This window comes from Acinetobacter lwoffii (genome assembly GCF_024129115.1).
Taxonomy (GTDB): domain Bacteria; phylum Pseudomonadota; class Gammaproteobacteria; order Pseudomonadales; family Moraxellaceae; genus Acinetobacter; species Acinetobacter lwoffii_T.
In genome coordinates this window covers 20,419-47,411 of record NZ_JAMXXO010000015.1, presented here as the reverse complement: position 1 = coordinate 47,411, position 26,993 = coordinate 20,419, and the positions used below count along the sequence as shown (strand labels likewise).

Sequence of the window (26,993 nt, the reverse complement as noted above, 5' to 3'; positions counted from 1 at the left end):
CGACTTTCCAAGGGGGAAGTCAGCGGGATATATCTCAAGGCATATCCCGCTTCTTAATGTATTAAGCGCTAGCGCGGCGACGATCAACTTCAGTAGAAGGTGCGTCTTGTTTCTCTTTCACAAGTTCAATATCAAATTGAATGTGTTTGAAAGGACCTTTCAGACCACGTTTTGCAATTTCAGCTTCATCAGTCACGTCAACCGCAGTTGCCACCAGGCCTTCACGAGTAGCGAATGCGAAGTCATCCCACAGGTATTGGTCGCCTTCAATGTTGAATTGAGTAGTCAGCTTGCGGTAACCCGGTGCAGATACGAAGTAATGTACGTGTGATGGACGGTTACCATGACGGCCTAATTTGTCCAGTACAAACTGAGTTGTACCTTCTGGAGGGCAGCCATAACCCACTGGCATTGTAGTCAATGCAGTATATTGACCATCGGCAGCGGTAATGATGCTGCGACGCAAGTTAAAGTCAGACTGTGACTTGTCAAAGAATGAGTAGTTGCCTAGGCTGTTTGCATGCCAGATTTCAACTTTGGCACCTTCAACACGGTTGCCGTCAGTATCCGTCACTGTACCTTCAATGATTAAAGTCGGGATTTTGCCTTCTTCAGAACCATCATCCATACGCGCAAAGCTTACTGTTTCAGGTGCGCCAGCTACATAAAGTGGACCTTCAATCGTACGTGGCGTACCGCCAGTAATGCCTGCTTTAGCATCCGCTTCATCAGCACGTAAGTCTAGGTAATGCTCCAGACCCAAACCTGCAGCCAATAAACCTAATTCGTTCGCTTGACCGGCATCAGTAAAGTATTCCAGACCTTTCCACAGTTCTGATTGGGAAATATCAAGATCTTCGATCGCTTGGAAAAGGTCACCCAATAAACGCACAACAACTTGTTGTACACGTTCATCTACAGGACCTGTCGCTGTATCAACGTTCATTTGCTTAACTAATGCATCAATTTCTTGGCGATTCATACTATTGCTCCTAAAGTATGTTTTCATATTTTAGTGGCGCATGTTTTAGCATTCATTTGGCTGGCTAAATCTTGCTGGCCACAAGTCCTTTTGGATTACCCTCAGGTGTATGGGTGGGAAGGATTTTTTTATTTCCATTCCCGAATTTATTCATTACTTGTCATCATCCCGAATCGATGATGGATGGCGGTTCAATGCCATAACTTCGATGTTCATATACGGATAGAGCGGCAAGCCCTGTAGCAAGTTGTGCAACTCTTCATTGCTTTCAACATCAAAAATACTGATGTTTGAGTACTGGCCCGTGATGCGCCAGATATGACGCCATTTGCCTTGACGCTGCAATTCCTGTGAATAAGCCTTTTCAACAGCCTTAATTTCGTTTGCCTGTTCAACTGGCAGATCACGTGGAATGTTTACATCCATACGTACGTGAAAAAGCATGGGTTTCTCCTAATTACTGACGACGCAAGTTGTCAATCTTGTTTTCATCCAACTCAATCCCCAGACCTGGCCCTTTCGGAATCTCAAGTTCAAAGTTTTGATAGTTGAGCGGGGTTTTCAAAATATCTTCAGTCAGCAGTAGAGGACCAAACAGCTCGGTACCGAACGCCAGACTTTCAAAAGTAGAGAACACATGTGCCGAAGCAATCGTGCCCACAGGGCCTTCCAGCATGGTGCCGCCATACAGGTCAATACCTGCAAGTTTGGCAATCTTGCCTACTTCACAACCTTCAATCAGGCCACCCGACTGGGCAACTTTGACTGCAAAAACAGATGAACCGTTTTGTTTGGCAATCTCATACGCTGAGTGCGGGCCCATTAACGATTCGTCTGCCATGATGGCAACATCAAAACGTCGGGTCAGACGGCGCATGGCATCCAGGTTATCAATTGCACATGGCTGTTCAATCAGGTCAATGCCGCCGTCCTGGAGTAACTGAATGCCTTTAATCGCGTCCAGCTCTGACCAGGCACGGTTGACATCCACACGGATCGAAATGTCTTTGCCCAATGCCTGTTTAATGGCAAGCACATGTTCAACATCCTGTTCCACTGGGCGAGAACCAATTTTCAGTTTGAAAATATTGTGGCGTTTGGCCGCAATCATTTTCTGGGCTTCAGCAATGTCTTTCTCGGTATTGCCAGATGCCAGTACCCACAGCACTGGTACGCTGTCACGTAAACGTCCACCTAGAATTTCACTCAGTGGCTGGTTCAGACGTTGTGCCTGAATATCCAGCAGTGCAGTCTGAATGGCACATTTGGCAAAACGGTTACCATTAATATTCTTTTTGATGGCTTGTAATGTCTGTGCAACATTCAAACCTGATAATGTTTTCAGAAGCGGTGCAAAGTAAGTCTCAATATTCACTTTGACACTTTCTGGGCTTTCTTCACCGTAGCCTAAACCGCCAATGGTGGTGGCTTCGCCCCAACCCACGTAACCGTCTTCGGTGGTGATTCTGACCAGGACCAGTGTCTGGGTTTGCATGGTTGCGACAGCCATCTTGTGAGGACGGATCGTCGGTATTTGAACCAGCAAGGTTTCAACTGACTTATACATAATTACGCTTCACATTCTTGCTTTAATGTTTTGACTTGATATACCTTAAAAGAATAATGTTGATTGGTCTAAGATCGATTTAGCATTTTTTTATACTTTAAAGGTATGCAGGAATATGGAACTCAGGCATTTGCGTTACTTCGTTGCCGTCGTCGAAGAACAAAGTTTTACCAAGGCGGCAGAAAAACTGTTTATTGCTCAACCACCTTTAAGCAGACAGATACAAAATCTGGAACAGGAACTGGATATTCAGCTCTTTGAAAGAGGGAGCAGACCGCTTAAGACCACAGAAGCAGGTCAATTCTTCTACCAGCATGCGGTTAAACTTTTGTCTAATGCGGAAGAAATCAAATCGATGACCAAACGGATTGGCATCGCTGATCGCACCATTAGCATTGGTTTTGTCGGCTCTTTATTATTCGGTTTACTGTCGCGTATTGTGTTTCTATTTAAGCAGCAACACCCCCAGCTCAAAATTGAGATGGTTGAAATGAATACTTCAGAGCAGATTCAGGCACTTAAAGAAGGGCGGATTGATGTCGGTTTTGGACGCTTGAGAATTTCAGATCCGGCAGTGAAACGAGTGTTGCTGCGGGAAGAACGGCTGATGGTCGCGGCACATTCCAGCCATTTTCTTTCCCATCGAGATGGCGTGAACCTGGCTGAACTGGTGGATCAGCCACTCTTTTTATACCCGAATAATGGTAAGGCTAATTTTTCTACCCAGGTACGCGGTATATTTTCCGAGTATGGACTGGAACCAAAAAATATCCGTGCAGTCAGTGAATTGCAACTGGCGCTGGGTTTTGTGGCTGCTGGAGAGGGTGTTTGTATCGTGCCGGAAAGTGCTCAGAATATTCGTCTGGCACATTTAAACTTTATCCCTTTATTAGATGAATTTGCGGTCAGTCCGGTCTTTATGGCGATTCGTAACATGGATGAAAGTGAATATATTCGTTATCTGTTTGATGCGGTCTATCAGGTCTATGATCTTGAAGCGATTAAATATGATCGTGCGGTGTTTTAAACAAGATTAAAAACTTTTTAGATGCTATATAAAATAGGTGAAATTATTATTTAATGACTGAATTAAAGTCGTTTTATTTGGATGAATATCATTAAGGCATAGTAAATAAAGCCTTTTCTTGAAGGCAGACTTTATAGGTATAGAAGTATGCCTATTCAGTTTTGGACATTTATGGACATCTTCTGCATTGTGAATCTCATAAATTGAACTTCACAATTAGGAGGTGAAGATGTCTACAAATAAAGTGAATATAAATACGCTGATCGATGAAGCGAAGTTCACGCCTTTTCATTGGGGCGTCCTGATCTGGTGTTTGCTGATCATTATTTTTGACGGTTATGACCTGGTGATTTACGGCGTGGCTTTACCGCTACTAATGCAGGAATGGTCACTCAGTGCAGTACAGGCCGGAATGTTAGCCAGCACTGCCTTATTCGGTATGATGTTTGGAGCCATGAGCTTTGGAACCTTATCCGATAAACTGGGACGTAAAAAAACCATCATGATCTGTGTCGCGATCTTTAGTGGCTTTACGTTTATCGGTGCCTTTGCTACATCACCTGTCGAATTCGGGATTTTACGTTTCCTTGCCGGACTTGGTATTGGGGGCGTGATGCCAAACGTCGTTGCCCTGATGACGGAATACGCACCGAAGCGGATTCGCAGCACGCTGGTTGCCTTGATGTTTAGTGGTTATGCGATCGGTGGCATGACATCTGCCTTACTTGGCGCATGGCTGGTGCCACAGTTTGGCTGGAAAATCATGTTCTTGCTTGCGGGTACTCCTTTACTGTTCCTGCCAATACTCTGGAAATATTTACCAGAATCGCTGATGTACCTGACCAATAAGCAGCAGACTGCTCAAGCGCAAAGCATTATCCAGAAAATCTCGCCAACACAGATAATTGGATCTGACACCCAGTTTGTCCTGAATGAAGTGCAAAAAGGCGATGAAGCACCTTTAAAAGCATTATTCCAGCAAGGTCGCACATTTAGTACCTTTATGTTCTGGTTGGCATTTTTTATGTGTCTATTAATGGTTTATGCACTAGGCAGCTGGTTACCAAAACTGATGATTCAAGCCGGATATTCACTGGGTGCCAGCATGATCTTCCTGTTTGCCCTGAATATTGGCGGCATGATCGGGGCTATTGGTGGGGGTTATCTGGCAGACCGTTTCCATATCAAAAAAGTACTGACAATCATGTTTCTTTGCGGGGCAGCTTCTTTAATCCTGCTCGGTTATAACAGTCCGCAATTCGTGCTTTATAGCTTGATTGCAGTGGCCGGTGCAGCAACCATTGGTTCTCAAATTCTGCTTTATACCTTCGTGGCACAATATTATCCATCGACTGTGCGTTCCACCGGCATGGGTTGGGCTTCCGGGATTGGACGTATCGGTGCGATTGTTGGACCGGTACTGACAGGTGCTTTACTCACCATGAATTTACCGCATCAAATGAACTTCTTTGCAATTGCGATTCCCGGTTTGATTGCTGCGCTGGCAATTTTCCTGGTGAACTTAAAAATGTCAGTAGAAGGTCAAGCCCTTGCTAGATCTGAGATTCGCACTGATTCTCTCGCTGAAAAAGCAAGTTAATGGATTAAATATCAATTAATAAAGAAAACACTTCTAATGATAGAGATCGCCATCGTAAGCGGTGGTGATCTGTTGCTAGAATCGAGACGCATAATAAAAAAGTGAGTTTAGGATGAACACGGAACAATTATTTAATAATCAAACAATCACATTAAAACGCACGGTTCTGATGAGCATGATGGCAATAAGTTTAGGGGGCCTTAGCTTGTCTACCCAGGCACAAACTCCAGCTCAGTCCAATCAGCAGGAAATTGAGCAGTTGCGTCAAGAGGTTCAAGCTTTACGTGCCTTGATTGAACAGCAGCAGACTCAGACAGCTGCTGTGACTGCACCTGTAGCGGCAACGCCGGCACCTGCAAATACAGCAGTAGCGCCTGCGAGCAAACCTGTGATGAAAATTGCCAGTGGGGCCGAGTTTAATTTATACGGTAATATCCGTGCTGATGCCTCTTATCAGGCTGAGGGCGGTGCAGCGACACGTATGTATAACCAGATTAATGCGGTACCTCTTGAAGGCACAGGTGAACGCAGTGATGAGTTTAAGTCCACGCTTTCAGCCACCCGTTTAGGGATGGATTTTAAAGCGCCCGTGGGTGCTGGGGATAAGGCCTTAAGTGGTAAGGTTGAGGTCGATTTCCTGGGTGGAGCTGGTTTTGATAACCTGCGTATCCGTCATGCCTATATCAGCTATGCTGACTGGTTAATTGGTCAAACCTGGTCAAACTTTGCAACTCCGGACTATATACCTGAGACGGTAGATGCACTGGTTTATGCCGGTGGTTCAATTAAACGGACACCTCAGATTCGTCATACCAGTACTTTGAGTCCAGCGACCAATCTGGTGCTTGCAGTAGAAGATCCGAAAGATGCGACCATTACAGGAATCAAACAGCGTTTACCGGCTTTAACTGCACGCTTAAACCACAAATTTGCGGATAATCTTTCTGTTAGCGCGCGTGCGATGGGGAATGAAAAACGCGTGAATGAAGATGAAAAAACTGCATGGGGTGTAGGTTTAGGCGCGAAATATGAGTTTGTTCCAGGCACCAGCCTTAAGGCAGATTATTATCATGTCAAAGGTGATAGCAGTTTTGTCTCTTACGCCAATCCAGGTGTCGTTACAGCTGCTAATGGAGATCTTCTACAGAGTGAATTCGACTCAATTACAGTCGGTCTAACGCAGCAGTTTAATGATAAATTGCGTGGCACAGTAGGCTATGGTTATATGAATTTCGACCAAGATAATGGCTATCTTGCTGCTCCTGGTCTGACTCTAACAGCAGTGAACAAAGACCTTTGGCAGGCTTGGGCCAATGTGTTCTATAACCCTACAAAACCGCTGAGTTTTGGCCTGGAATATGTTTATGGTGAACGTGAAGCATTGGGTGCTGCACCAAATGGCAGTACAAAAGGTGAAGATAACCGAGTGAATGCAGTTGCAATTTACAGTTTCTAAGCTCTAGCGATTTTACATAAGAAACCTAAAGCGTGGATGAATTAATCCACGCTTTTTGCATGATTCAGGATCATCTCTGCCAGTACATTGACTGCATTTTCTATCTCAGAGGTCCAGTCAAATGAACAGTTCAGGCGAATATAATTCTGGCTGGTATGTTCCGGTTTAAACAGCAAAGCAGGGGCAATGGCAATATTGTGCTGAATCAGCTGTTCATATAAAACCTGACCATCCAGCTGTTCCGGCAATTTGATCCAGAGAAAATACCCACTGGAATAATAATAAATTTCACAGACTGAATCTAAACGCGCTTTAAGTTCCTGATAAAACTTTTGCTTATACTTTTCTAGTTGCTGTCTTAAATGGCGCAAATGCTTTTCATAATGATGATGGGACAGAAAATCAACCAATGCATTTTGTAATAGCGGACTAACAGTCAAAGTACTCATGAGCTGTAAATGCTGGATTGCATCGGAAAATGGGCCAGCGAAAACCCAGCCGACCCGCGCACCCATGCCCAGAGTTTTAGAAAATGAAGAGCAGTGCAATACCCGTTGATGCTGATCAAAATATTTTACGGAAACCGGTTTATGAGCGCCGTAATTGAGTTCCTGATAGACATCATCTTCAATCAGATATACCTGATATTCATTCAACAGTTCCGCAATTCTTTGCTTGATCTCTGAATTTACCGTAAAGCCAATCGGATTATGCACATTCAGCATCAGCCAGCAAACTTTGATCGGGTACTGTTTAAGTGCTTGTTCAAATGATTCCAGGTCAAAACCAAACTGTGGATGTTCAGGGATTGTGATGACTTGCAGTCCTAAACGCTCAGCCGCCTGCCAGGCACCATAAAAAATGGTTTGCTGGAGCAGGATAAAGTCGCCAGGTTGAGTCAAAGCCTGTAAAGACAGATTGAGAGCTTCCAATGCACCAGAAGTAATGACAATGTCATCCGAAGTGCAGTTTATGCCTTGTAACTGATAGCGGTTAGCAATCAGTTGGCGTAATTCCTGATTACCCGGTGGCATATGATTTTGATGGCTATAACTGCTTTTTCTTTTGCTATGCTGCGCCAAAATCTGCATAAACCGGCTGTTATATAACAGTTCAGCATTTGGAAAAGCTGAACCAAAAGGTGCAATATTTGGAGTTTGCAGTGACTTTAAATAATTAAATACCACAGAGTTAATTTTAACTTTGGAGTTTAAGCCAATCTGTACCGCGGGTTCTTTGCTGTTATAGGTTTGAGGTCGTTCCGCAATATAATAGCCAGATTTATCTTTGGCATAGACCAATCCTTGCGATTCAAGCACCTGATAGGCATTAAGCACCGTCATCAGGCTATAGCCGGACAGTTCAGTTTGTTCCCGTAATGAAGGTAATTTGTCATGCGCCTTCCATGCGCCATTTTCAATCATCTGGCGAATATTTTGGGCTAGCTTTTCAGATTTGAACATAAGAAAATAAAATCTAAACTGTACTAATATAATCAGAATTATATTATGAATAAGTTATTAAAATATAACAAATCAAAAAAATAAGTGGCTAACTGTTATATTTTTTTAAATGAATATTGTATCTATACAGCTGATTTAGGTCTGCTGATAATAAAACTCATAACGCCAGACCAACCTATGGGTGATCATATGAATTCAGAAGACAACAAAGCACCAAAATATGCGGATAGCAGTATTTCTGATGCAGCATTCAAGAAGATGATTCTCTGGTTTGCACTTTATGCCGGTTTATTCTGCCTCGGCGTTATCTTTGTAGTAAATGCAGACAAAATTATGATGAGCGGCTTTTAAAATTCTCTTCTCCCTGAACACTATCATCGCCCCAATCTAAATTGGGGCTTTTTTTATGCCACACATTACCAGTTTTATTTTCTACTTTTTCTGCATCCACTCTATGACTTTGTCACAATTTGACACTCACAAAGTCAGATTTCCTTGCTAGATTCAGACTGTTTGATGATAAAAATGAATACAGGCTTTTCGCCAGCGCATCATACAGAAATAACAACGATATAGCAGATGGACAAACAACAAGGATAAAGGAGTGAAGCATGCTCGGAAATATGATGTTCCAGCCCTTACTGATCAGCAGCATGATTGAACATGCCGGTCGTTATCATGCCGATACCGAGATCATTTCTAAAAATACCGATACCAGCATTAAAAAGACCAATTGGGGAGAAATCCGGGAAAACTCGAAACGTTTTGCCAATGTATTACAGCAATTCGGTCTGACACTCGGCGATCGGGTTGCGACCATTGCCTGGAATAATCATCGACATCTAGAATCATGGTATGCCATTTCGGGAAGTGGACTGGTTTGCCACACCATCAACCCGCGCTTATTTCCGGAACAGCTGGTATTTATTATCAATGACGCTGCCGATCGGGTACTGCTGTTTGATAAAACCTTTGCACCTTTAATTAAAGCCGTCAAACCGTTATTAAAAACTGTAGAACAGTATATTTGTCTGGATGCTGAAGATTCGTCGATTCGTGAAGCCATTCCGGAAGTTCAGTTTTATGACGATTTGCTTGCCCAGCAATCTGCAGAATTTGACTGGCCTGAACTGGATGAAAATACAGCGAGTTCATTGTGTTATACCTCTGGTACGACTGGAAATCCGAAAGGGGTTTTATATAGCCATCGCTCAACAGTGCTGCATAGTTATGCCATCATCATGCCGGATTCCCTGAATGTGGCAGCGCGTGACATCATGCTGCCGGTGGTACCAATGTTCCATGTCAATGCCTGGGGCACCCCATATGCCGCTGCCATGGTCGGTTGTACCTTGGTGTTGCCGGGGCCGGGCCTGGATGGAGCCAGTCTGGTCAATCTGATTGATACGTATAAAGTATCTGTGGCTTTAGGTGTTCCAACGATCTGGCAAGGGCTGATTGCGGCTGCCCAGCAAAGTGGTTCAAAACTGGAAAGCCTGAAACGGAATGTGGTCGGTGGTTCTGCCTGTCCACCGGCTATGCTGAAAACCTTTAAAGAGCAGTTTAACTGTGAAACCATTCATGCTTGGGGGATGACTGAAACCAGTCCACTTGGTAGTGCCAATCAGCTAAAAACCAAACATCTTGATCTAGCGGATGAAGAAAAAATGCAGATTCGCTTGTCTCAAGGTCGTCCACCGTTTGGCGTTGATTTACGCTTAACCGATGAAGAAAAAGGAACTCAGGAAATTGCCCGCGACGGTGAAACCATAGGTAATCTGCAAATTAAAGGGCACTGGATCATTGATCATTATTTTGGTAAAGAAGAATCTGCGCTCACAGCAGATGGCTGGTTTGATACCGGAGATATTGCTACCTTAAATGAAGATGGATTTATGAAGCTGTGTGACCGTTCCAAAGATCTGATCAAGTCAGGCGGTGAATGGATCTCTTCAGTCGATCTTGAAAATATGGCGATGGGACATCCTGAAATTGCCATGGCTGCCGTGATTGCGGCACAGCATCCTAAATGGGATGAGCGTCCCGTTCTGATTGCGATTAAAAAGCCGGGCAGCCAGCTAAGTGAAACTGATCTGCTGGAATATTATGCGGACAAGGTAGCCAAATGGCAGATTCCAGACCGAGTCGTATTTGTTGATGCGATCCCACTCAGTGGTACGGGTAAAATGCTGAAAAAAGATCTGCGTGAATTATATGGTGCTATTCTTCTGGAGCAAGTAGCAGGTTAAAGCGCCATTTAATCTTTAAATCCCAACATGAAGTCAAAAAACTGATCTCTATGAGAGGTCAGTTTTTTTATGTATAGGCTAAGCAGCATTGTCGGTTTAAAAATGCTTTTTCTCAATCCATATAGCCTTGATCGCTACTTTTAGACGATATTGTCCGACAAAAAGTCATATTATATGGCTTAGGAACATAATTTGACCTGTATTGACATGGTCTGAATGTGAGAATTCTTTATCCTGAGCAATATAATAATTAGACAGTTGTACATTAATGGAACTGTCTGCGGATAAGGGGATAAAAATGACAAGCATGCCAACCTATCAGCCGCATTGGATCCGGGAAGATTTCATTGATTTTATTGGTGAAAAAATCCATCCAACCTGGGCAATCAAAAAAGTTAAGGCTGCCGTTATGGGTATTCAAGCCATCAGCCCTGACTTTTTCAAGATTCACTTACGTCCAAATCATAATTTTAAAGCCAAGTCATTTCAGGCCGGCCAGAATATTGCAGTGACTGTTAGACTCGATGGCGTACGTCATCAGCGACATTATTCTGTGGTCACTGTATTGAAAAATGGTGATCTGATCATTGCGGTTAAACAGCAGGGCAAAGTGTCACGTGCCTTAAGCCTGATGCAAATTGGTGCCGTGATCGAAATATCACAGCCGCAAGGCGAGTTCACATTGCAAAAATCCACCCAGCCGATCTTATTCCTGACTTCAGGCAGTGGTATTACCGCAATTTATTCCTTGCTGCAAAAGGCAGTCATTCAGTCTCTGGAACAGATCGACCTGATTTATTTCACTCGTGATGATGCCTTTCATGCTGAACTGAAAACCCTGGCTCTCATGCATCCAAACTTGAAATATCACCATTTCAATACCTTGGAACACCATCAGCATCTGACTCAGAGCCTATTGCAAAAGCTGGTGCCAGACTTTGCAGAACGAAAAATTTATGCCTGTGGCTCTAGCGGGATGATGAAAGCTGCACTTCGAATCGTTGATAAACTGGATTTGAAATCCAATTTTCATTCGGAATATTTTCAGATTGTGGTCGATGAGAAAATTAAAGCGCAGCCAGTACAGTTTTTAAGATCGCAGCAGGAATTTCAGGCACAGTCCAATTTACTGGAAAGTGCCGAAAAATCAGGCTTGCGACCAGCACATGGCTGCCGGATGGGCATCTGCAATACCTGTTCTTGTACCAAAGTCAGGGGTTCGGTACGAAATGCCCTGACTGGTGAAATTGATCATGGTAATAATACCCAGATCAAACTGTGCATTTCTCAGGCAGTCAGTCCTGTGGTGATTAATTTATAAACTATTGATAAGCCATTAATTAAACTATAAGAAGGTGCTCCCATGAATATGCAAATTGATTTTAAACGACACAGTAAGTCGCAATTTCTCAGTCCTGAACAGATTGAGGAGTTTGGTGCTAAAGTCGATGCGATCCGCCGCGAGGTCATGGACGATCTGGGTGAAAAAGACGCCAATTATATTTATAAAATCCGTAATTTTGTCCGTTATAGCGAAATTGCATCCCGAGGCATGTTGATGTTTGCTGGCTGGTTGCCACCGGTTTGGCTGGCAGGGACAGGGCTGCTTGGCATCTCCAAAATTGTGGAAAATATGGAGCTGGGACATAATGTCATGCACGGTCAGTTCGACTGGATGAATGATCCGACCCTGAACGGAACCACCTATGACTGGGATACGATTTCCACAGGAGATGACTGGAAATATACCCATAACTATATTCATCATACCTATACCAATATTGTCGGGATGGATCATGATGTCGGTTATGGCCTGATTCGGGTCAGTGAATCCCAAAAATGGGAACCACGTTTCCTGTTGAATATTCCACTGGGCATGCAGTTAATGGTGTTTTTTGAATGGTATGTCGGCCTGCAACGCTTGCATCTGGAAGATGTGATTGCCTATAAAACCAAAATCTGGAAAGAAGTTTGGAAAGAAGCGGCTCCACTGCGTCAAAAAATGCGCCGTCAGGTGTTAAAAGATTATGTATTTTTTCCAGTGATTGCTGGCCCGAATGCCATTCCTGTGTTTGCCGGAAATGCTGTAGCCAATGTAATTCGTAGTCTGTGGGCGTCTGCGGTGATTTTTAATGGTCATTTTACGGAAGATGCTGAAACTTTTGAGATGGACAATACCGACAATGAAACCCGTGCTGAGTGGTATTTACGCCAGGTTCGTGGTTCGAGTAATTTTACCGGGACGGACTGGCTGCATATTTTGAGTGGTAATTTGAGCCATCAGATTGAACATCATCTATTTCCGGACATGCCAGCCAATCGCTATGCGCAGGTGGCGCCGAAAGTAAAAGCGCTGTGTGCTGAATATGGCATTCATTATAATGAAGCGAGCTTTATAAAACAGTTTTCTACTGTTTGGGTGCGTCTGGCCAAATGTTCATTGCCGAATCACTGGACTGCACAGATTATTGAAAAAACCCACTCTGCTAAATCTGCATTGAGCTACTTTAAATCCAAAATCATGCCCTAATTTTTAATGTGTGGTATTCACCCGTTTGCTACGCCTCAATAGATTTACATGGTCTATTGAGGCCTTTTTTGCTTTTTTGTCGTTTTAGTAGAAATTGAATCATCCATTTTTATGAATGAAGTATGGAGAGATATTTCAAAAAAATCACCAAAGAAAAACAGATACGGTACTGCTGAAACGCTTTGCCTACAACAACCTGCTTAAGCTCTAGAGGGTTGTCCCTATAATGGCCGCGTTGTCACAATCAAGGTCTCAGTTTTGAAATATCTTCAATTTTTTTCAGGCATCTCATTATTACTGCTTTTAACTGCTTGTAACACCACTGAAGCACCCGCACCAGATTATCAGGGCAATTGGAAAAACACCGTGGAAAATCCAAAACTTGAAAATATTCTGGTTATTTCTAAAAATGGTGAAAATTATCTGATTACCAATACGATCAAAGATAAGGAAACCGGTAAAACCGAGAAAAAGAATCCAATGCCCGCTGCAGTGAACGAAAATGGCATGCTTCAGTTGAATGCAGGTGCAGGTATGGTCGATTTCGCAATCGATGAGAAAACCGGAAATCTGGTCGGTTCAGGCTCAATCTATAAAAAAGCCAAATAGTCAGCGAGAATTTTACGCACAAGATAAAATCAAAGATGTCATGTGAAAGGACAGAGCATGACATCTTTTTTTAGGAATGCTTTATGGAACGAAACTTAATAATTCAGCAAAATCTTCGACATAATAATTTGCTTTGGCTTTGATCAAATCTATTTCATGAGCGGAGTGCTGGTCATAAATTGCCACTACCTCGATGCCCGCATGATTTGCTGCTTCTACACCGACTAGAGAGTCTTCAATAATTAGACATTCCTCAGGTCGAAGGTTAAAGGCTTGCAAAACATTCAGATAAACTTCGGGATGAGGTTTAATGTTCTGGACATTTTCACGGGTGAGAATCAAGGAAAAGTCCTCATCAAAGCTGATTTTAGAGTTAATATTTCGATTGTTATCCTGATAGCGCTGTACATTGAATAAACTGGTGGTGGTGGTCAAAGCCAGTGATATCTGTTGCTGTTTTAAAGCCTGAATCAGGAGGTCTGCCTGAGGTTTTAACTCGACGATATAATCAAGAAAATGTCGGGAAATACTATAACGACGATTTTTTACTTCTTCTTTAGCTGGTTCAAAACCGTATTGTTCTTTTAAAAATCCACAATATTCCAGATAAGGATCTGACATATGTCTCAAGGCGGTAAGTTGAAGATCGCGCTGTTGCTGAATCTGAATCTCATGTAAATCGACTTTTCTGTTGGAGAGCTCATCAATCAGGGCTGCATCTACCTGATTCCAGATGCCTACAGAATCAATCAACGTACCATCTAGATCAAAACAGACCAGCTTTTTATCCTGAAACATATAAGATTTCTCTGTATTTTTACCATTTATTCGGTGGGGCTGAGTATATCGCATACGATTTAAATGTTTAACTGACCTGAGCAAACCGGGCTGGAAATTTTACGCTAAGGGACTTTTTAATGGATTTATTCACCTGTTAAAAGTATTTATTTACGGAAAATTACAGCGAGTTTAATCCTGAAAATAGTGGCAAAGTGTTATATTTTAATCTGACCATAAATGAACTTATGCGGATGAAAGACCTGTCCGAATGATGAGAAAGTTAAAGGAAATGTATTTCTGTGTTTGAACTTGACTGTAAATTGCTCAGTATTTTTTATTATGTCTATAAATTTAAAAACGTATCTCAGGCAGCCGATCATTTAGATATGAGCCAGCCAGCGGTGAGCAATCTGCTGAATAAAATTCGCCAGCATTATGGTGATCCTTTATTTTTACGTATTGGCAATGAAATGCTGCCGACAGACCTGTCCAAACAGCTCTTTCCCTTGGTCAGCGAAGCACTGAGCAAAGTTGAAGCCATTAATAACTTTACTATCAATTTTGATCAGGTCACTTCACAGCAGCGCTTTACACTGGCGATGACTGATGTATCGCATCTGGTACTGTTGCCAAAAATTTCACAGTATCTGAAGCAGCATGCCTCCCATATCCGTCTGAATGTGCGTCCGATTACCTCGGAAACCAGTTATCAAATGGCCAATGGTGAGATTGATCTGGCTTTGGGCTTCTTGCCAAATCTGGAGAATGGCTTTTATCAGCAGAAACTGTTTGAACAATATTATGTGGTGATCGCGGCGAAGGACCATCCGCGGCTCACGGATGACAGCATCACGACCGAAGAGTATTTACATGAAACCCATATCGATATTGATGCCGGGATGGGGCATTACCATATTGAAAATGAATTGCTGAATCTGGAACTTAAGCGTGACATTCTAATGCGTCTGCCAAGTTATCTGGGAGTCGGACTGGTAGTGCAGGAAACCGATGCGATTGCGACTGTGCCTTATTATTTGAGTGAAGTCCTGTTATCACGTGGCAATCTCAAGATCTTTAATGCGCCAATTGCGTTCCCGACCTATTCCGTAAAGCAATACTGGCATATGTCCTGTCATCATAAAACCAGCCATCAATGGTTACGCAATATGCTGCATGAGATTTTAAGTAAATAAGCTTGCAGCATAGAAGGCTTGATTTAATCTTCATCTCTAGATTTTAAACTCCCGGTTCAAGCCGGGATTTTTTTATTTTGGTACATCTTGATGCCTTTTTCAGAGCCTTGCACCTGAAGTGATCAGTTCCATCTCAAAAAAAAGTATTACGAATATAAAAAATAGTATTACCAGTTTGGCACGTCCTTTGCATCTATCTACTCAATCATAAAGTGATCTAGGGTTCCGATACATGAAGATTCATGTAGGTCTGCGACCGAGAGTTCACGGCTTAAGTTTCAAGCTCAAGCTACACGGAGGGATAAAAGCCCGGGAGGTAAACCGTACAAGATTGGGATGGATGCATATGAGCACAACTACTTATCACGAAGATCAAGTCCTCTGGACTGAACGTTTACAGGGTGGACACCACTGGTCAGCACGCATCCAGCGTGGCGCAGTTTTACAACTTAAATCTTTAGGCGCAAATGCCAATGTTTCACTGTTTTGTGTGAATAGCGAAGATAAGCTTGAAGCCTATAACATGCCAGACAGCTTAAAAGGTCAACACAGCGCATTTTTAAGTACAGGGCACATTTTGGCGTCAGATTTGGGTCGTGCGATGGTGTCAATTGTGAAAGATGATCATGGTTGGAACGATGCCTTTTGTGCACCAAGTACCGCACCGCAAATTGAAGCACAGTTTGGCACGAAGACCTTCCAGGATGCCCGTAATGACATGTACCGCAACGGCAAAGACAGTTTGCTTTTAGAGATGACCAAATTTGGTTTATCCGCAACTGATCTTAGTAGTAGCTTAAACCTATTTTCAAAAGTTGCACCGGATGACAACGGCAACTTGTCTTATGTCGTATCTGATAATACCGATCAAGTGATTGAACTACGCTTTGAAATGGATTGTTTGGTGTTTTTATCCAGCGCACCACATGCACTCGACAATTCTAATGAATATGCACCAGCCGATATTCAGCTCTCACTCTTTAAAGCACTGCCTTTAGGCGACACCGATGTCTGCCGTGACTCATGCCCGCAAAATCAGCGTGCGTTTCAAAATAATAACCGCTACTACGCTTTAACTGCTTAAGGGGAATGATCATGACTGCACTCGTAAATCTAGAAAAATCAGTACTTAGCGAAGTTTGTCCTGCCGGTGAAGCATGGATGTGTGAAGTCAAAAAAGGCCAGTATTTCCGTATTGTTGATCTTGAAGGCAACCAAGCGGTGGATACTTTATTTATTTCCGCTTCAAACCCAGAAGAGCGTTATAGCGCAACTGATACTTTGGCGATGAATCGTCAAATTTATTTAGAGAAAGGCACAAGCTTATATACCAACTTTGGTAATAAAATCGCCACCATTCATGATGATAACTGTGGTCGTCACGACACTTTAGGCGGTGCATGTTCATGTGAAAGTAACACAGTCCGTTATGCGCATGATAAATACCCAATGCACAGTTGCCGTAACAATTTCATGATTGCGTTGTCACAACATCCGATTGCTAAAAAGCATGGCTTAAATGTACGCCACATTGGTCCAAATATTAACTTCTTTATGAATGTGCCTGTGACTTCAGATGGACACCTGAAATTTGATGACGGTATTTCTGCACCGGGAAAATACGTGGAAATTAAAGCCGAGATGGATTTAATCGTGCTGATCTCCAATTGCCCGCAACTGAATAACCCATGTAATGCCTATAACCCAACTAAAATTCAATTGATCATCCGTGAAGGCGAGGAGTAAGCCATGTTTAATAAAGTTCTCATCGCCAACCGTGGTGCAATTGCCTATCGTGTGATTCGTACATTAAAAAAACTCGGCATTCAATCTGTTGCGGTCTACTCAGAAGCCGACCGTGATTCACTGCATGTGACCTTAGCGGATGAAGCGGTATTTATTGGGGACGCACCTGCGAGCCAAAGCTATCTCAATGTCGATCAAATCTTAGAAGTGGCAAAACAAACCGGGGCAGAAGCCATTCATCCGGGCTATGGTTTCCTGTCTGAAAATGCCGAATTCTGTAATCTGTGTGAAGCGCAAGGCATTGTGTTCTTAGGGCCAAATGCCGAGCAAATGAAAGCTTTTGGTCTCAAACATACTGCACGTGAATTAGCAATTCAAGCCAATGTACCATTACTTCCGGGCAGTCAGTTGTTGGCAGACGAAGCCGAAGCACTGCTTGAAGCGGAACGTATTGGCTATCCTGTCATGCTGAAAAGTACCGCAGGCGGTGGTGGTATCGGCATGCGTTTGGTGTGGAATGCGGAAGAGCTGAAAGATGCTTACACAACCGTGTCCTATTTAGCACAAGCCAACTTTAAAGATGCAGGTTTATATCTCGAGAAATTTGTACAAAATGCCCGTCATATCGAAGTACAAATCTTTGGTGATGGCAATGGATTAATCTTAGCACTCGGTGAGCGTGATTGTTCGGTACAACGTCGTAACCAAAAAGTCATTGAGGAAACGCCTGCACCACATCTGAATGATGAACAACGTGCTTATATCCAAAATGTCGCGATTCAATTGATGCAGTCGGTGAACTACCGCTCGGCAGGAACCGTTGAATTTGTGATGGATACTGATACACAAGAGTTCTATTTCTTGGAAGTGAATACCCGTCTACAAGTGGAACATGGCGTCACTGAACAAGTATTTGGTGTCGATCTTGTTGAATGGATGGTGACTTTAGGCAGTGGTGATTGGGTTGCACCGACATCAAAACTTGAGTCTCAAGGTCATTCGATTCAAGTTCGTCTCTATGCCGAAGATCCAATCAAAAACTTTCAGCCAAGTGCAGGGCTTTTAACGCATGTTGAGTTTGATGCCAATGTGCGTAATGAAACATGGGTAGAAACAGGTTCAAACGTGTCATCTTTCTATGACCCGATGATTGCCAAAATCATTGTGACAAGTGAGACCCGTGAATCGGCAATCCAAGCCATGACCGATACATTGGCTAAAACCCAAGTGGCGGGCATTGAAACCAACCTTGAATATCTACAAAACATTATCGACTGCAATGTCTTTAAAGCCGGTACGCAAACCACACGTTTTTTAAATACCTTTGAGTGGAAAACTCAAAAAATTGAAGTCCTGCAAGCCGGTATACAAACCGCCGTGCAAGATGTGACAGGACGTTTAGGTTATTGGGATGTTGGTGTTCCGCCATCAGGTGCGATTGATCCGCTGTCTTTAAATGTCGCAAACCAATTGTTGGGCAATGCACCGAATACCGCAGGGCTAGAATGTACACTCCAAGGACCAAGTTTAAAATTCCATTGCGATAGCCAAATTGTCTTGGCAGGTGGCGATATGCCATCGACGTTGGATGGTGTTGTTGTCCCAATGTGGCAAACCGTTAATGTGCGTAAAGGTCAGGTGTTGAAATGTGGCAAGATCGCCACAGGTTGCCGTACCTATATCGGCATTAAAGGCGGTCTGAATGTCCCTGAATATTTAGGCTCACAAGCGACCTTTACACTTGGTCAGTTTGGCGGTCATGCAGGGCGTAACTTACTGATTGGCGATATGCTTCCAATCACAGCATTTACATCCGATGAAGTGAAATCATTAAGTGATGATCAAATCCCGACATTCTCAAACACTTGGGAAATTGCGGTGATGTACGGTCCACATGGCGCACCTGATTTCTTTACCAAAAACGACATTGATACCTTCTTTGCCAACGAGTTTGAAATTCACTTTAACTCAAGCCGTACCGGTATCCGTTTGATTGGTCCAAAACCTGAATGGGCACGTCAAGACGGTGGTGAAGCGGGTCTGCATCCATCCAATATTCATGACAATGCCTATGCGATTGGGGCGATTGATTTCACTGGGGATATGCCAATTATCTTGGGGCCAGATGGTCCAAGCCTCGGTGGTTTTGTCTGTCCTGCGGTGGTGATCAATTCTGAACTGTGGAAATTAGGGCAGTTGAAAGCAGGCGATAAAGTCAAATTTGTGCCTGTGAGTTACCATCAAGCAAAATTGCTCAATGAAAAATATCATGCACAATTGGTATTAACAGATACGCAAATAGTCACTTTTGATGAATCGTTCTATCCTGAAATCCGCACCTTAAAATCTGCCATTTTAGATACTTTAAAAGGTCAAAATGGTACGCCTGACGTGGTGTATCGTCCTGCCGGCAATAACTATATGCTGGTGGAATATGGCGAGCTGGTTTTAGATTTAAACCTGCGTTTCCGTATTCATGCCTTGATGCAATGGGTCAAAGATCAAAATATTCAAGGCATTATCGATCTGACTCCGGGTATTCGTTCACTGCAAATCCATTTTGATTCGACCCAGCTCGATCAGATTGATTTATTGCGTATGCTTCAAGTCGCTGAAGAACAACTGCCTGATGTGACCGAGATGCAAGTGCCATCACGTACCGTGTATTTACCGCTTGCGTGGGAAGATTCACAAACCCAACTTGCTACTGAGCGTTATATGCAAACCGTGCGCCCTGATGCACCGTGGTGTCCGGACAATATCGAATTTATCCGTCGTATTAATGGTTTAAAAGACAAACAAGCTGTAAAAGATGTGGTCTATAACGCCAGTTATTTGGTCATGGGCTTGGGCGATGTGTATTTGGGTGCGCCTGTGGCAACACCGCTTGATCCACGTCAGCGTTTAGTCACCACCAAATACAACCCTGCACGTACTTGGACGCCTGAAAATGCGGTGGGTATTGGTGGTGCATATATGTGTGTCTACGGCATGGAAGGTCCGGGCGGTTATCAGTTTGTCGGTCGTACTTCGCAAATGTGGTCACGCTACCGTAAAAACCCTGATTTTGAACAAGGTATGCCGTGGTTATTACGTTTCTTTGACCAAATTAAGTTTTATGAAGTGTCTGAAGCTGAACTGATGCAAATGCGTGAGGACTTTAAAGCTGGTCGTTTAAAACTTCGCATTGAAGATGGTGTACTGAACCTCAAAGAATACAATGACTTCTTAACCGAAAATCAAGCATCCATTTCTGCCTTTAAAGCGGTGCAACAAGCCAACTTTGATGCTGAACGTAAGCGTTGGCATGAAGCAGGGCTTGCAGAATATGTTTCTGAAAGTCTGGATACTGTGGATCATGGCGAAGATGTTGAAGTCCCTGAAGGTGGTTGTGCGGTGGAATCGCATATGCCAGGTTCAATTTGGAAAATTGAATGTCAGTCGGGTGATATTGTGGAAGAAGGTGCAACGCTTGCGGTGATTGAAGCGATGAAAATTGAGATTCCAATTATTGCGCCTGAGCGTATGCGAGTCGATGCGATTACCATTGAAAAAGGGCAAACGGTGAAAACGGGGCAGGTGTTGTTTACGTTGGCGCCGGTGGCTTAAAGAATCCTCCCTAACCCTCCTTTTGCAAAGGAGGGAATTTCCCCCTCTTTATTAAAGAGGGGTTAGGGGAGATTTAAGAATTACATTTTTGAATATGTTTGAAAATTCGTTCACACAACGCTTTAGCTTTGGGTGTAAGTTCCCAATTATCATTTTCATCGAAATCTTTGATGATTTCTCGGCAAAACTTTAATTTATCTTTGATAGTACCAACACCATTACCATCTGCAAAAGCTGTCTTAGTTGTAGAAGATGAAGGCTTTTTAATTATTTCATCAATTAAACGGCCAATACCATATTGGCTATTGTCGAAATAATTTTCGTCAGTGATATTGTCTATCAAAGAAATATCATAACTTTGTTTTACATTTTTTAGCCGATGAAACTTCGCTTTTGCAACTCTTATGATTGAGTCTTTTGGTAAAGTGTTTTCTGTCTCTTTACACTCTAAAATGATTAGATTTTCTCTATTTAATTCTTTTCTTAAAAATTTTATTTTTTCAGAGTTTTTTTGTATGTCACCATTTGCAATTAGTAGCATTTCACTTGCAACAGCAGTCGCGCTTTGACCTCGATCTTGTTTTAAAAATTCGATTCTTTCTTCTCTTGTTTTGGGATAATCATCATCAAATGACCAATGAGATAAATTACTTCCTGCATACTCTACAAATGTGTAGTGATAATTCGGCATAAAGCGACGGTACTTTTTATAGAGTTCTTTATTCGATTTCTCTAATTCAGCTAAATATTTTTCCATATATTTAGTGATATATAAGCGATCTGTAATGCCTTCAACCCAAATGGTGCAATTGGCTAAATATACAGAAGAAGGTCTTACACCTACTGAGGCAAGTAAGTCACGATCACGGTCACAATGATAAATTTTAAAATCAAATTTAGTAGGGTCTTCTTCTTTAGGCTGTTTTATAAACTTCTGAATCATGACTTGGTCAGACTCATCCGCCATATCAAGTAAATGGTTGGAATGAGTTGTAAAGAAATAATAATGAGGTGTTTCGTTTAGGTAGAAGTTCATCAGTTGACGAACCATACCTGCGTGCATATGTAGTTCAGGCTCTTCTATGAAGAAAGCATGTATTTCTTCTTTTTTAATAAATGCTTCGTATGTCAAAATGATTGCTTGCTGAAGACCATCGCCTAATCTATGAATTGGAAACTGATCATCTTCTCCAATTTTAATATGTACAACATCATTGACATGACCGTTATCATCTTTACCTATGAATGGAATGAGCGTGATGGGTTCATTGTCAAAAAAATACTGACTTAATTTTTCTTCATAATTTTTTATTAACTCACGCTGTTTTGGTTTACCTAACAAGTGAATTTGAAGTTCATGGTATAAGCATTCACCTGTAATAATATTTTTAGAATCAAATTTGTCTTTATTTGGGAAATAATCTTTTTGAGCACGTTCGATATATGGCTGTTTATTTTCTATTTCAGTGACAGGGCGCATACCTCTTAAAATAGGGATGTAGAATTTCATATTTGAAAATATTTTATGAATATTAGTTGTTTCTTGATGAAATAAATCTAATGCTATATCAATATTGTTATTTGAATATATTTGATTTAATAATCCATTTTCATATAAGGAATGCATTACAGACTTAAATGCAAGAGAAGCGGTAGTATAGCTTTGCACAGTGAGAGTATCGTTCATAAGATTAATAAATTCTTCATAACGGGGATCAAATTTATTTGAGACTATTTTTTTATGGAAAGATTTTAATTTTCTAAATTGAGTAGAATTATACAAATATTGACCACCTCTCATTTTAAATAATGTACGTAGAAATTTACTTTTACCCGCATTATTTTTACCAATAAAAAAATTCAGTCTTTTTATTTCAATAATTTCATCGTATTCAATATCATTATTAGAACTGTAATTTTCTAAATTTTCGGCCCAATAATATAATTTTTCTGTCATAAAAATGCCCCCAAATATGGGAGCTAATTTAGCAGTAATTCATCACTTTTCAAATGAGTTATAAAATAGTGATTGATCAAATCTAGTTGGTCTTTATTTTAGAAGAATAACACTTAGATAGATAACGGTCTGAATCACTCAGCCACACTTTGATGCACACTCGAACCCCAATGGTGCAAAATGGCATATTTTTTAGGCATTCTTAAAAAATAAATCATTCTTGTTTTGCCTCTTTTTACGTATGTAATTAATTTCCCACGCATTCTGCTTAAATTTATTCTATTTGTATATTGTGGCACGCTTAATGCATTTATTTATATACAACATAAATAGAGGAGAGCAATACACTTGATCACTCATAATCACAAACATCGGTTAACCATTCATGTATAAAAAGAATAGCAAGGACATGAGCAATCAAAATGGAATAAACCGGTGAAATACAAAACTTACTTTTGCTTTAGAACAAGCCCCATTTCAATGTTATGGGGCTTTTTTTCGCCCTTTTAAGCAAGTTTATTTACCTCATCCAAATAACTAAAAATTGGCACGCTTTCTGCATTTTCCTAAGTAATACGAAATTCTGGTTTTGTAATATCCCTAGGAGATGCACATGAACAATCCGACATCAAATAAAAAAATGCATCCATGGCTTCACTTTCTGGTTGAGCTGCTCAGCGTACGTGCAGGCTTTCACATTAAACAGTCTTCCCAATATCAACCCAAGGATCAACATCGTGCCTAAACAAAAATTGGCACGGATCAGTATTACCGTGCCAGAAACAACGCTACATGCGATGGATCAAAAAATTGTCGAGCAGCACTATGAAAGCCGCTCGCAGGCCATTGTCGACATGATTAACCGTCACCTGATTGATGATCTGGTGATTCGCGATGAAGTCATGGTTGGCACGCTTACCTTGCTCTATGACGTCAGCTTGAAACCGCTGCGCAGTCAGCTGGTCGATCTGCAGCAGCAGTATCTGGCACAAGTGATCAATTCGCTTCATATCCAGCTGGATGATGAAAAAATTCTGCAAGTCATGCTGATGCAGGGCGCGAGCAGTGATCTGAAAGAAATTAGCGAACAATTTATTGCACTGAAAGGCGTGATTAAAGGGCATCTCGAACTGATGGATGCCGTCATGCCACCCATTCCACAAAATACCGAACACACTTAAGGAGAACAGCTGTGCACAACTTATGGACTGTACAGGACTGGCAACACGCCTACCAGAATAACAATATCCAGCTTAGTGACCTGATTGAGTATGTTGCCGGATTGAATAATGACGATCATGCCTGGATTTCAATTGCAACAGCAGCACAATTACAGGCACAAATTGATGCATTGACTGGTGCAGATATTGAAAGCTTGCCACTTTATGGGGTGCCATTTGCAGTCAAGGACAATATTGATGTTGCAGGGTTCTATACCACAGCAGCATGTAAAGAGGTAGCTTATCTGGCAACTTCCGATGCAACCGCAGTAGCCAAATTAAAAGCTGCCGGCGCGATTGTCGTGGGTAAAACCAATCTGGATCAGTTTGCGACGGGTCTGGTTGGTGTGCGCTCCCCATACGGCGCGGTAAAGAACAGCTTTAATCCTGAATATATCAGTGGCGGCTCGAGTTCGGGTTCCAGTGTAGTCGTCGCAAACGGATTAGTGCCATTTTCACTGGGTACAGATACTGCAGGTTCAGGACGTGTACCGGCAGGGCATAATAACATTGTCGGACTCAAACCGACCAAAGGCTGGTTCTCGACTACCGGCCTGATTCCGGCTTGCCGCACCATCGATGTGATTTCGATTTTTGCATTAACGGTGGATAATGCCTGGCAGGTAGCGCAAGTCATGCAGGGCTATGATGCCAGCGATGAGTATTCCAGAACGCATCCTCAAAATGTTCCTAGCCAATTTTCAAAAGGGAAAATTGCCATTCCAGATACACTGGAATTTTATGGCGATGCTGAAACTGAAAAAGCATTCCAGCTGGCGATCGCACGTGTACAAAGCTTGGGTTATACGGTTGAGCCGATTGATTTTGCTCCATTTCAACAACTGGCAGCAGCCTTGTATAACCGCTCTTGGGTAGCTGAACGTACCAGTGCCGTGGAAAAAATGGTGCAACGCGAGCAGACCCATCCGGTAATTGGCCAGATTATTGCGCAGGCAGACCGGTTCAGTGCGGTCGATGCCATGCAGGATGAATATGAACGCGCCCGCCTGAGCCGTGTTATTCAAAATACACTGGCAGATTATGATGCCTTGATGGTGCCTACTGCACCCACCATTTACCGCATTGCAGATGTAGAAGCGGATCCCCTGGTGAAAAACAGCCATATGGGCGCTTATACCAATTTTGTCAATTTTGCCGATCTGTCGGCTTTGGCGTTACCAAATGCGATTCGTGCCGATGGTTTGCCAACGGGCGTGACCTTTATTGCGCCAGCCTGGATGGATGAAGCACTGGCCAAATTCGGGCAAAAATGGCAGCAAGCAAGCCAGTTAAAGTTGGGCACATCTGAACTTAGCTATGAAAAAATAACTGAAATCTCATCGGGTCACAGCGTCAAACTGGCTGTCGTCGGTGCACATCTGACCGGTATGCCACTGAATTTTCAGCTGACCACACGTGGTGGCACCCTGATCAAGCAGACCCGGACTGCTTCACATTACAAACTCTATGCTTTAAAAAATACCACACCGCCAAAGCCTGGCCTGCAATACAACGCCAAAGGCTTTTCAATTGAAGTAGAGGTCTGGGACATTCCGCGTGCACTGTTCGGGGACATTGTTGCAGAAGTTCCGGCACCTTTGGGGATCGGTAATGTTCAGCTGATCGATGGCACATGGGTAAAAGGCTTTATCTGTGAAGGCTATGCACTTGAGAATGCTACAGATATCAGTCATTTCGGTGGTTGGCGCGAATTTATGAAATCTAAACAACTTTCAAATACCAAATTTAAATGTGAATGCATAGGGGAAGTCGCAAAATGATCAAAAAAGCACTGATGTCCGTTTCCGTACTGTCTGCAATCCTTTTTAGTGGCTGTGACAATACTGCTAAAGTACCTGAACCAAGTGCCAAGGCAGAAGGACGTGTGACGACTCAGCCCATCCGGATTGGTTATAGTGACTGGCCGGGATTTGTGGCCTGGCAGGTGGCGATTGAAAAAGGCTGGCTGGAAGATGCCGGAGTTAATGCCGATTTTAAATGGTTTGACTATTCTGCTTCACTCTCTGCATTCGCAGCGAATCAGCTGGATGCTGTACTGGTCACCAATGGTGATAATCTGGTCACTGGCTCTGGCGGCACCAAGGGTGTGATGATCATGGCGACTGATTATTCAGCTGGAAATGACGTGATTATTGCCAAGAATGGCATTAATTCGATTCAGGATCTGCGCGGTAAAACAGTTGCGACTGAAAAAGGCCTGGTCGATCACTTGTTACTGTCCACTGCACTAGAGGATGCCAAGGTTAAACTGAATGAAGTTAAACTGGTCAATACCATGACCAATGAATTGCCACAGGTTTTTGCCACTCCCGATATTGATGCGATTGCGGTATGGCAGCCAGTGGCGAATCAGGCTTTATCCGCGGTGGCCGGTTCCAAGATTATTTTCACCTCTAAAGACAAGCCGGGATTAATTTACGATACCTTGACCGTGAATCCAGCCCATCTGGAAGCCAATAAAGATCAATGGAAAAAGGTCATTCAGGTTTGGGATAAAACCGTTAAATATATCAATGACCCGGCAACACGTGCAGATGCTGTAGAAATCATGTCGAAACGTGTCGGTGTTGATGCCAAGGCCTATATGCAATTTGTAGATGGTACCCACTTGCTGGATCTGGAAGCCAACAAGAAAGTCTTTACCAAAGATGATGGTTTCGATTCGATCTATGGTTCAAGCTATCACGTCAACAAGTTCAACGTTACTAATGGCATTTATAGCACTGAAATGAATGTGGATAGTGTGATTGTTCCAACGCTGGTACAAGAGCTGAAATAAAATCTGATTGAGTTCATAAAAAATCCCCGGTTTCGGGGATTTTTTTGTATATATCATTAGGGTTCTTTCATAAATCATTTTTTAATCATTAAAATGAACTTCCCCTCTCCTTGTAGGAGAGGGTTAGGGAGGGGTTATATCTAAGAAATATCCCTCATCCTAACCTTCTCCCAGAGGGAGAAGGAACTTTCAATATCCATTTAAA

General features: G+C 42.5%; 22 protein-coding genes and 1 riboswitch. Of the genes, 16 read left to right on the top strand and 6 right to left on the bottom strand.

Annotated features, from left to right (window positions below; translation table 11 throughout):
* Positions 1–61: 61 nt before the first annotated feature.
* The 3 genes from catA to NI470_RS11380 form a co-directional block, all read right to left on the bottom strand.
* Positions 62–982, bottom strand: a complete 921-nt coding sequence (gene catA, locus NI470_RS11390) for a catechol 1,2-dioxygenase (RefSeq protein ID WP_086044786.1) — start codon at positions 980–982, stop codon at positions 62–64.
* 153 nt (positions 983–1,135) lie between these two features.
* Positions 1,136–1,426 (bottom strand): muconolactone Delta-isomerase, encoded by a 291-nt coding sequence (gene catC / locus NI470_RS11385; protein ID WP_253114615.1) that lies wholly within the window; start codon positions 1,424–1,426, stop codon positions 1,136–1,138.
* Positions 1,427–1,439: 13 nt separating this feature from the next.
* Complete coding sequence (locus tag NI470_RS11380; protein WP_253148411.1) at positions 1,440–2,549, bottom strand: muconate/chloromuconate family cycloisomerase; 1,110 nt, start codon at positions 2,547–2,549, stop codon at positions 1,440–1,442.
* Between the two features lie 115 nt (positions 2,550–2,664).
* Here NI470_RS11380 and NI470_RS11375 point away from each other — a divergent pair, with 115 nt between their 5' ends.
* From NI470_RS11375 to NI470_RS11365, 3 genes are all read left to right on the top strand, one after another.
* Positions 2,665–3,576, top strand: coding sequence for a LysR family transcriptional regulator (locus NI470_RS11375; RefSeq protein ID WP_200228573.1), 912 nt, complete (start codon positions 2,665–2,667; stop codon positions 3,574–3,576).
* Positions 3,577–3,805: 229 nt separating this feature from the next.
* Positions 3,806–5,176, top strand: a complete 1,371-nt coding sequence (locus NI470_RS11370; RefSeq protein ID WP_253148412.1) for an MFS transporter — start codon at positions 3,806–3,808, stop codon at positions 5,174–5,176.
* 112 nt (positions 5,177–5,288) lie between these two features.
* A complete protein-coding gene (locus tag NI470_RS11365) occupies positions 5,289–6,632 on the top strand; it encodes a DcaP family trimeric outer membrane transporter (RefSeq protein WP_253148413.1) in 1,344 nt (447 codons plus the stop codon).
* A 41-nt stretch (positions 6,633–6,673) separates the two neighbouring features.
* Here NI470_RS11365 and NI470_RS11360 read toward each other — a convergent pair whose 3' ends face one another.
* The gene (locus NI470_RS11360; protein ID WP_253148414.1) at positions 6,674–8,095 is read right to left on the bottom strand and encodes an aminotransferase-like domain-containing protein; all 1,422 of its coding nucleotides are present in this window, start codon (positions 8,093–8,095) and stop codon (positions 6,674–6,676) included.
* 189 nt (positions 8,096–8,284) lie between these two features.
* On the opposite strand from NI470_RS11360, the gene NI470_RS11355 reads away from it, so the two are divergent.
* From NI470_RS11355 to NI470_RS11335, 5 genes are all read left to right on the top strand, one after another.
* Positions 8,285–8,446, top strand: coding sequence for a hypothetical protein (locus tag NI470_RS11355; RefSeq protein ID WP_162835335.1), 162 nt, complete (start codon positions 8,285–8,287; stop codon positions 8,444–8,446).
* A gap of 260 nt (positions 8,447–8,706) precedes the next feature.
* Positions 8,707–10,344 (top strand): long-chain-fatty-acid--CoA ligase, encoded by a 1,638-nt coding sequence (locus NI470_RS11350; protein ID WP_253148415.1) that lies wholly within the window; start codon positions 8,707–8,709, stop codon positions 10,342–10,344.
* Between the two features lie 298 nt (positions 10,345–10,642).
* The gene (locus tag NI470_RS11345; protein WP_253148416.1) at positions 10,643–11,665 is read left to right on the top strand and encodes a flavin reductase family protein; all 1,023 of its coding nucleotides are present in this window, start codon (positions 10,643–10,645) and stop codon (positions 11,663–11,665) included.
* Positions 11,666–11,707: 42 nt separating this feature from the next.
* Positions 11,708–12,874 carry a fatty acid desaturase family protein gene (locus tag NI470_RS11340; protein ID WP_253148417.1) on the top strand — a complete coding sequence of 389 codons (1,167 nt, stop codon included), beginning with the start codon at positions 11,708–11,710 and terminating at the stop codon, positions 12,872–12,874.
* Between the two features lie 258 nt (positions 12,875–13,132).
* Positions 13,133–13,483 (top strand): hypothetical protein, encoded by a 351-nt coding sequence (locus NI470_RS11335; protein ID WP_253148418.1) that lies wholly within the window; start codon positions 13,133–13,135, stop codon positions 13,481–13,483.
* Between the two features lie 81 nt (positions 13,484–13,564).
* On the opposite strand, the gene NI470_RS11330 is transcribed toward NI470_RS11335, so the two are convergent.
* Positions 13,565–14,281 carry an HAD family hydrolase gene (locus NI470_RS11330; protein ID WP_253148419.1) on the bottom strand — a complete coding sequence of 239 codons (717 nt, stop codon included), beginning with the start codon at positions 14,279–14,281 and terminating at the stop codon, positions 13,565–13,567.
* 281 nt (positions 14,282–14,562) lie between these two features.
* Here NI470_RS11330 and NI470_RS11325 point away from each other — a divergent pair, with 281 nt between their 5' ends.
* The 4 genes from NI470_RS11325 (at position 14,563) to uca (ending at position 20,811) form a co-directional block, all read left to right on the top strand.
* Positions 14,563–15,456, top strand: coding sequence for a LysR family transcriptional regulator (locus tag NI470_RS11325; RefSeq protein ID WP_005100231.1), 894 nt, complete (start codon positions 14,563–14,565; stop codon positions 15,454–15,456).
* Positions 15,457–15,662: 206 nt separating this feature from the next.
* Positions 15,663–15,774: riboswitch (guanidine-I (ykkC/yxkD leader) on the top strand.
* A gap of 28 nt (positions 15,775–15,802) precedes the next feature.
* Positions 15,803–16,540 carry an urea amidolyase associated protein UAAP1 gene (locus NI470_RS11320; RefSeq protein ID WP_253148420.1) on the top strand — a complete coding sequence of 246 codons (738 nt, stop codon included), beginning with the start codon at positions 15,803–15,805 and terminating at the stop codon, positions 16,538–16,540.
* 11 nt (positions 16,541–16,551) lie between these two features.
* On the top strand, positions 16,552–17,202 hold the full coding sequence (locus NI470_RS11315) for an urea amidolyase associated protein UAAP2 (protein WP_253148421.1): 651 nt from the start codon (positions 16,552–16,554) through the stop codon (positions 17,200–17,202).
* Between the two features lie 3 nt (positions 17,203–17,205).
* A complete protein-coding gene (gene uca, locus NI470_RS11310; protein WP_253148422.1) occupies positions 17,206–20,811 on the top strand; it encodes an urea carboxylase in 3,606 nt (1,201 codons plus the stop codon).
* 73 nt (positions 20,812–20,884) lie between these two features.
* On the opposite strand, the gene NI470_RS11305 is transcribed toward uca, so the two are convergent.
* Positions 20,885–22,768 (bottom strand): AAA family ATPase, encoded by a 1,884-nt coding sequence (locus NI470_RS11305; RefSeq protein WP_253148423.1) that lies wholly within the window; start codon positions 22,766–22,768, stop codon positions 20,885–20,887.
* Between the two features lie 613 nt (positions 22,769–23,381).
* On the opposite strand from NI470_RS11305, the gene NI470_RS15790 reads away from it, so the two are divergent.
* The 4 genes from NI470_RS15790 to NI470_RS11290 are packed head-to-tail and all read left to right on the top strand — an operon-like array spanning position 23,382 to position 26,788.
* Positions 23,382–23,513, top strand: a complete 132-nt coding sequence (locus NI470_RS15790; RefSeq protein ID WP_004647016.1) for a hypothetical protein — start codon at positions 23,382–23,384, stop codon at positions 23,511–23,513.
* Entirely contained in the window at positions 23,506–23,949 is a 444-nt protein-coding gene (locus tag NI470_RS11300; RefSeq protein ID WP_004280384.1) for a CopG family ribbon-helix-helix protein, read from the top strand. Before NI470_RS15790 ends, NI470_RS11300 begins: the two co-directional genes overlap by 8 nt.
* 11 nt (positions 23,950–23,960) lie before the next feature.
* Positions 23,961–25,769 carry an allophanate hydrolase gene (gene atzF / locus NI470_RS11295; protein WP_253148424.1) on the top strand — a complete coding sequence of 603 codons (1,809 nt, stop codon included), beginning with the start codon at positions 23,961–23,963 and terminating at the stop codon, positions 25,767–25,769.
* Positions 25,766–26,788, top strand: coding sequence for an ABC transporter substrate-binding protein (locus NI470_RS11290; RefSeq protein ID WP_253148425.1), 1,023 nt, complete (start codon positions 25,766–25,768; stop codon positions 26,786–26,788). Before atzF ends, NI470_RS11290 begins: the two co-directional genes overlap by 4 nt.
* Positions 26,789–26,993: the final 205 nt, after the last annotated feature.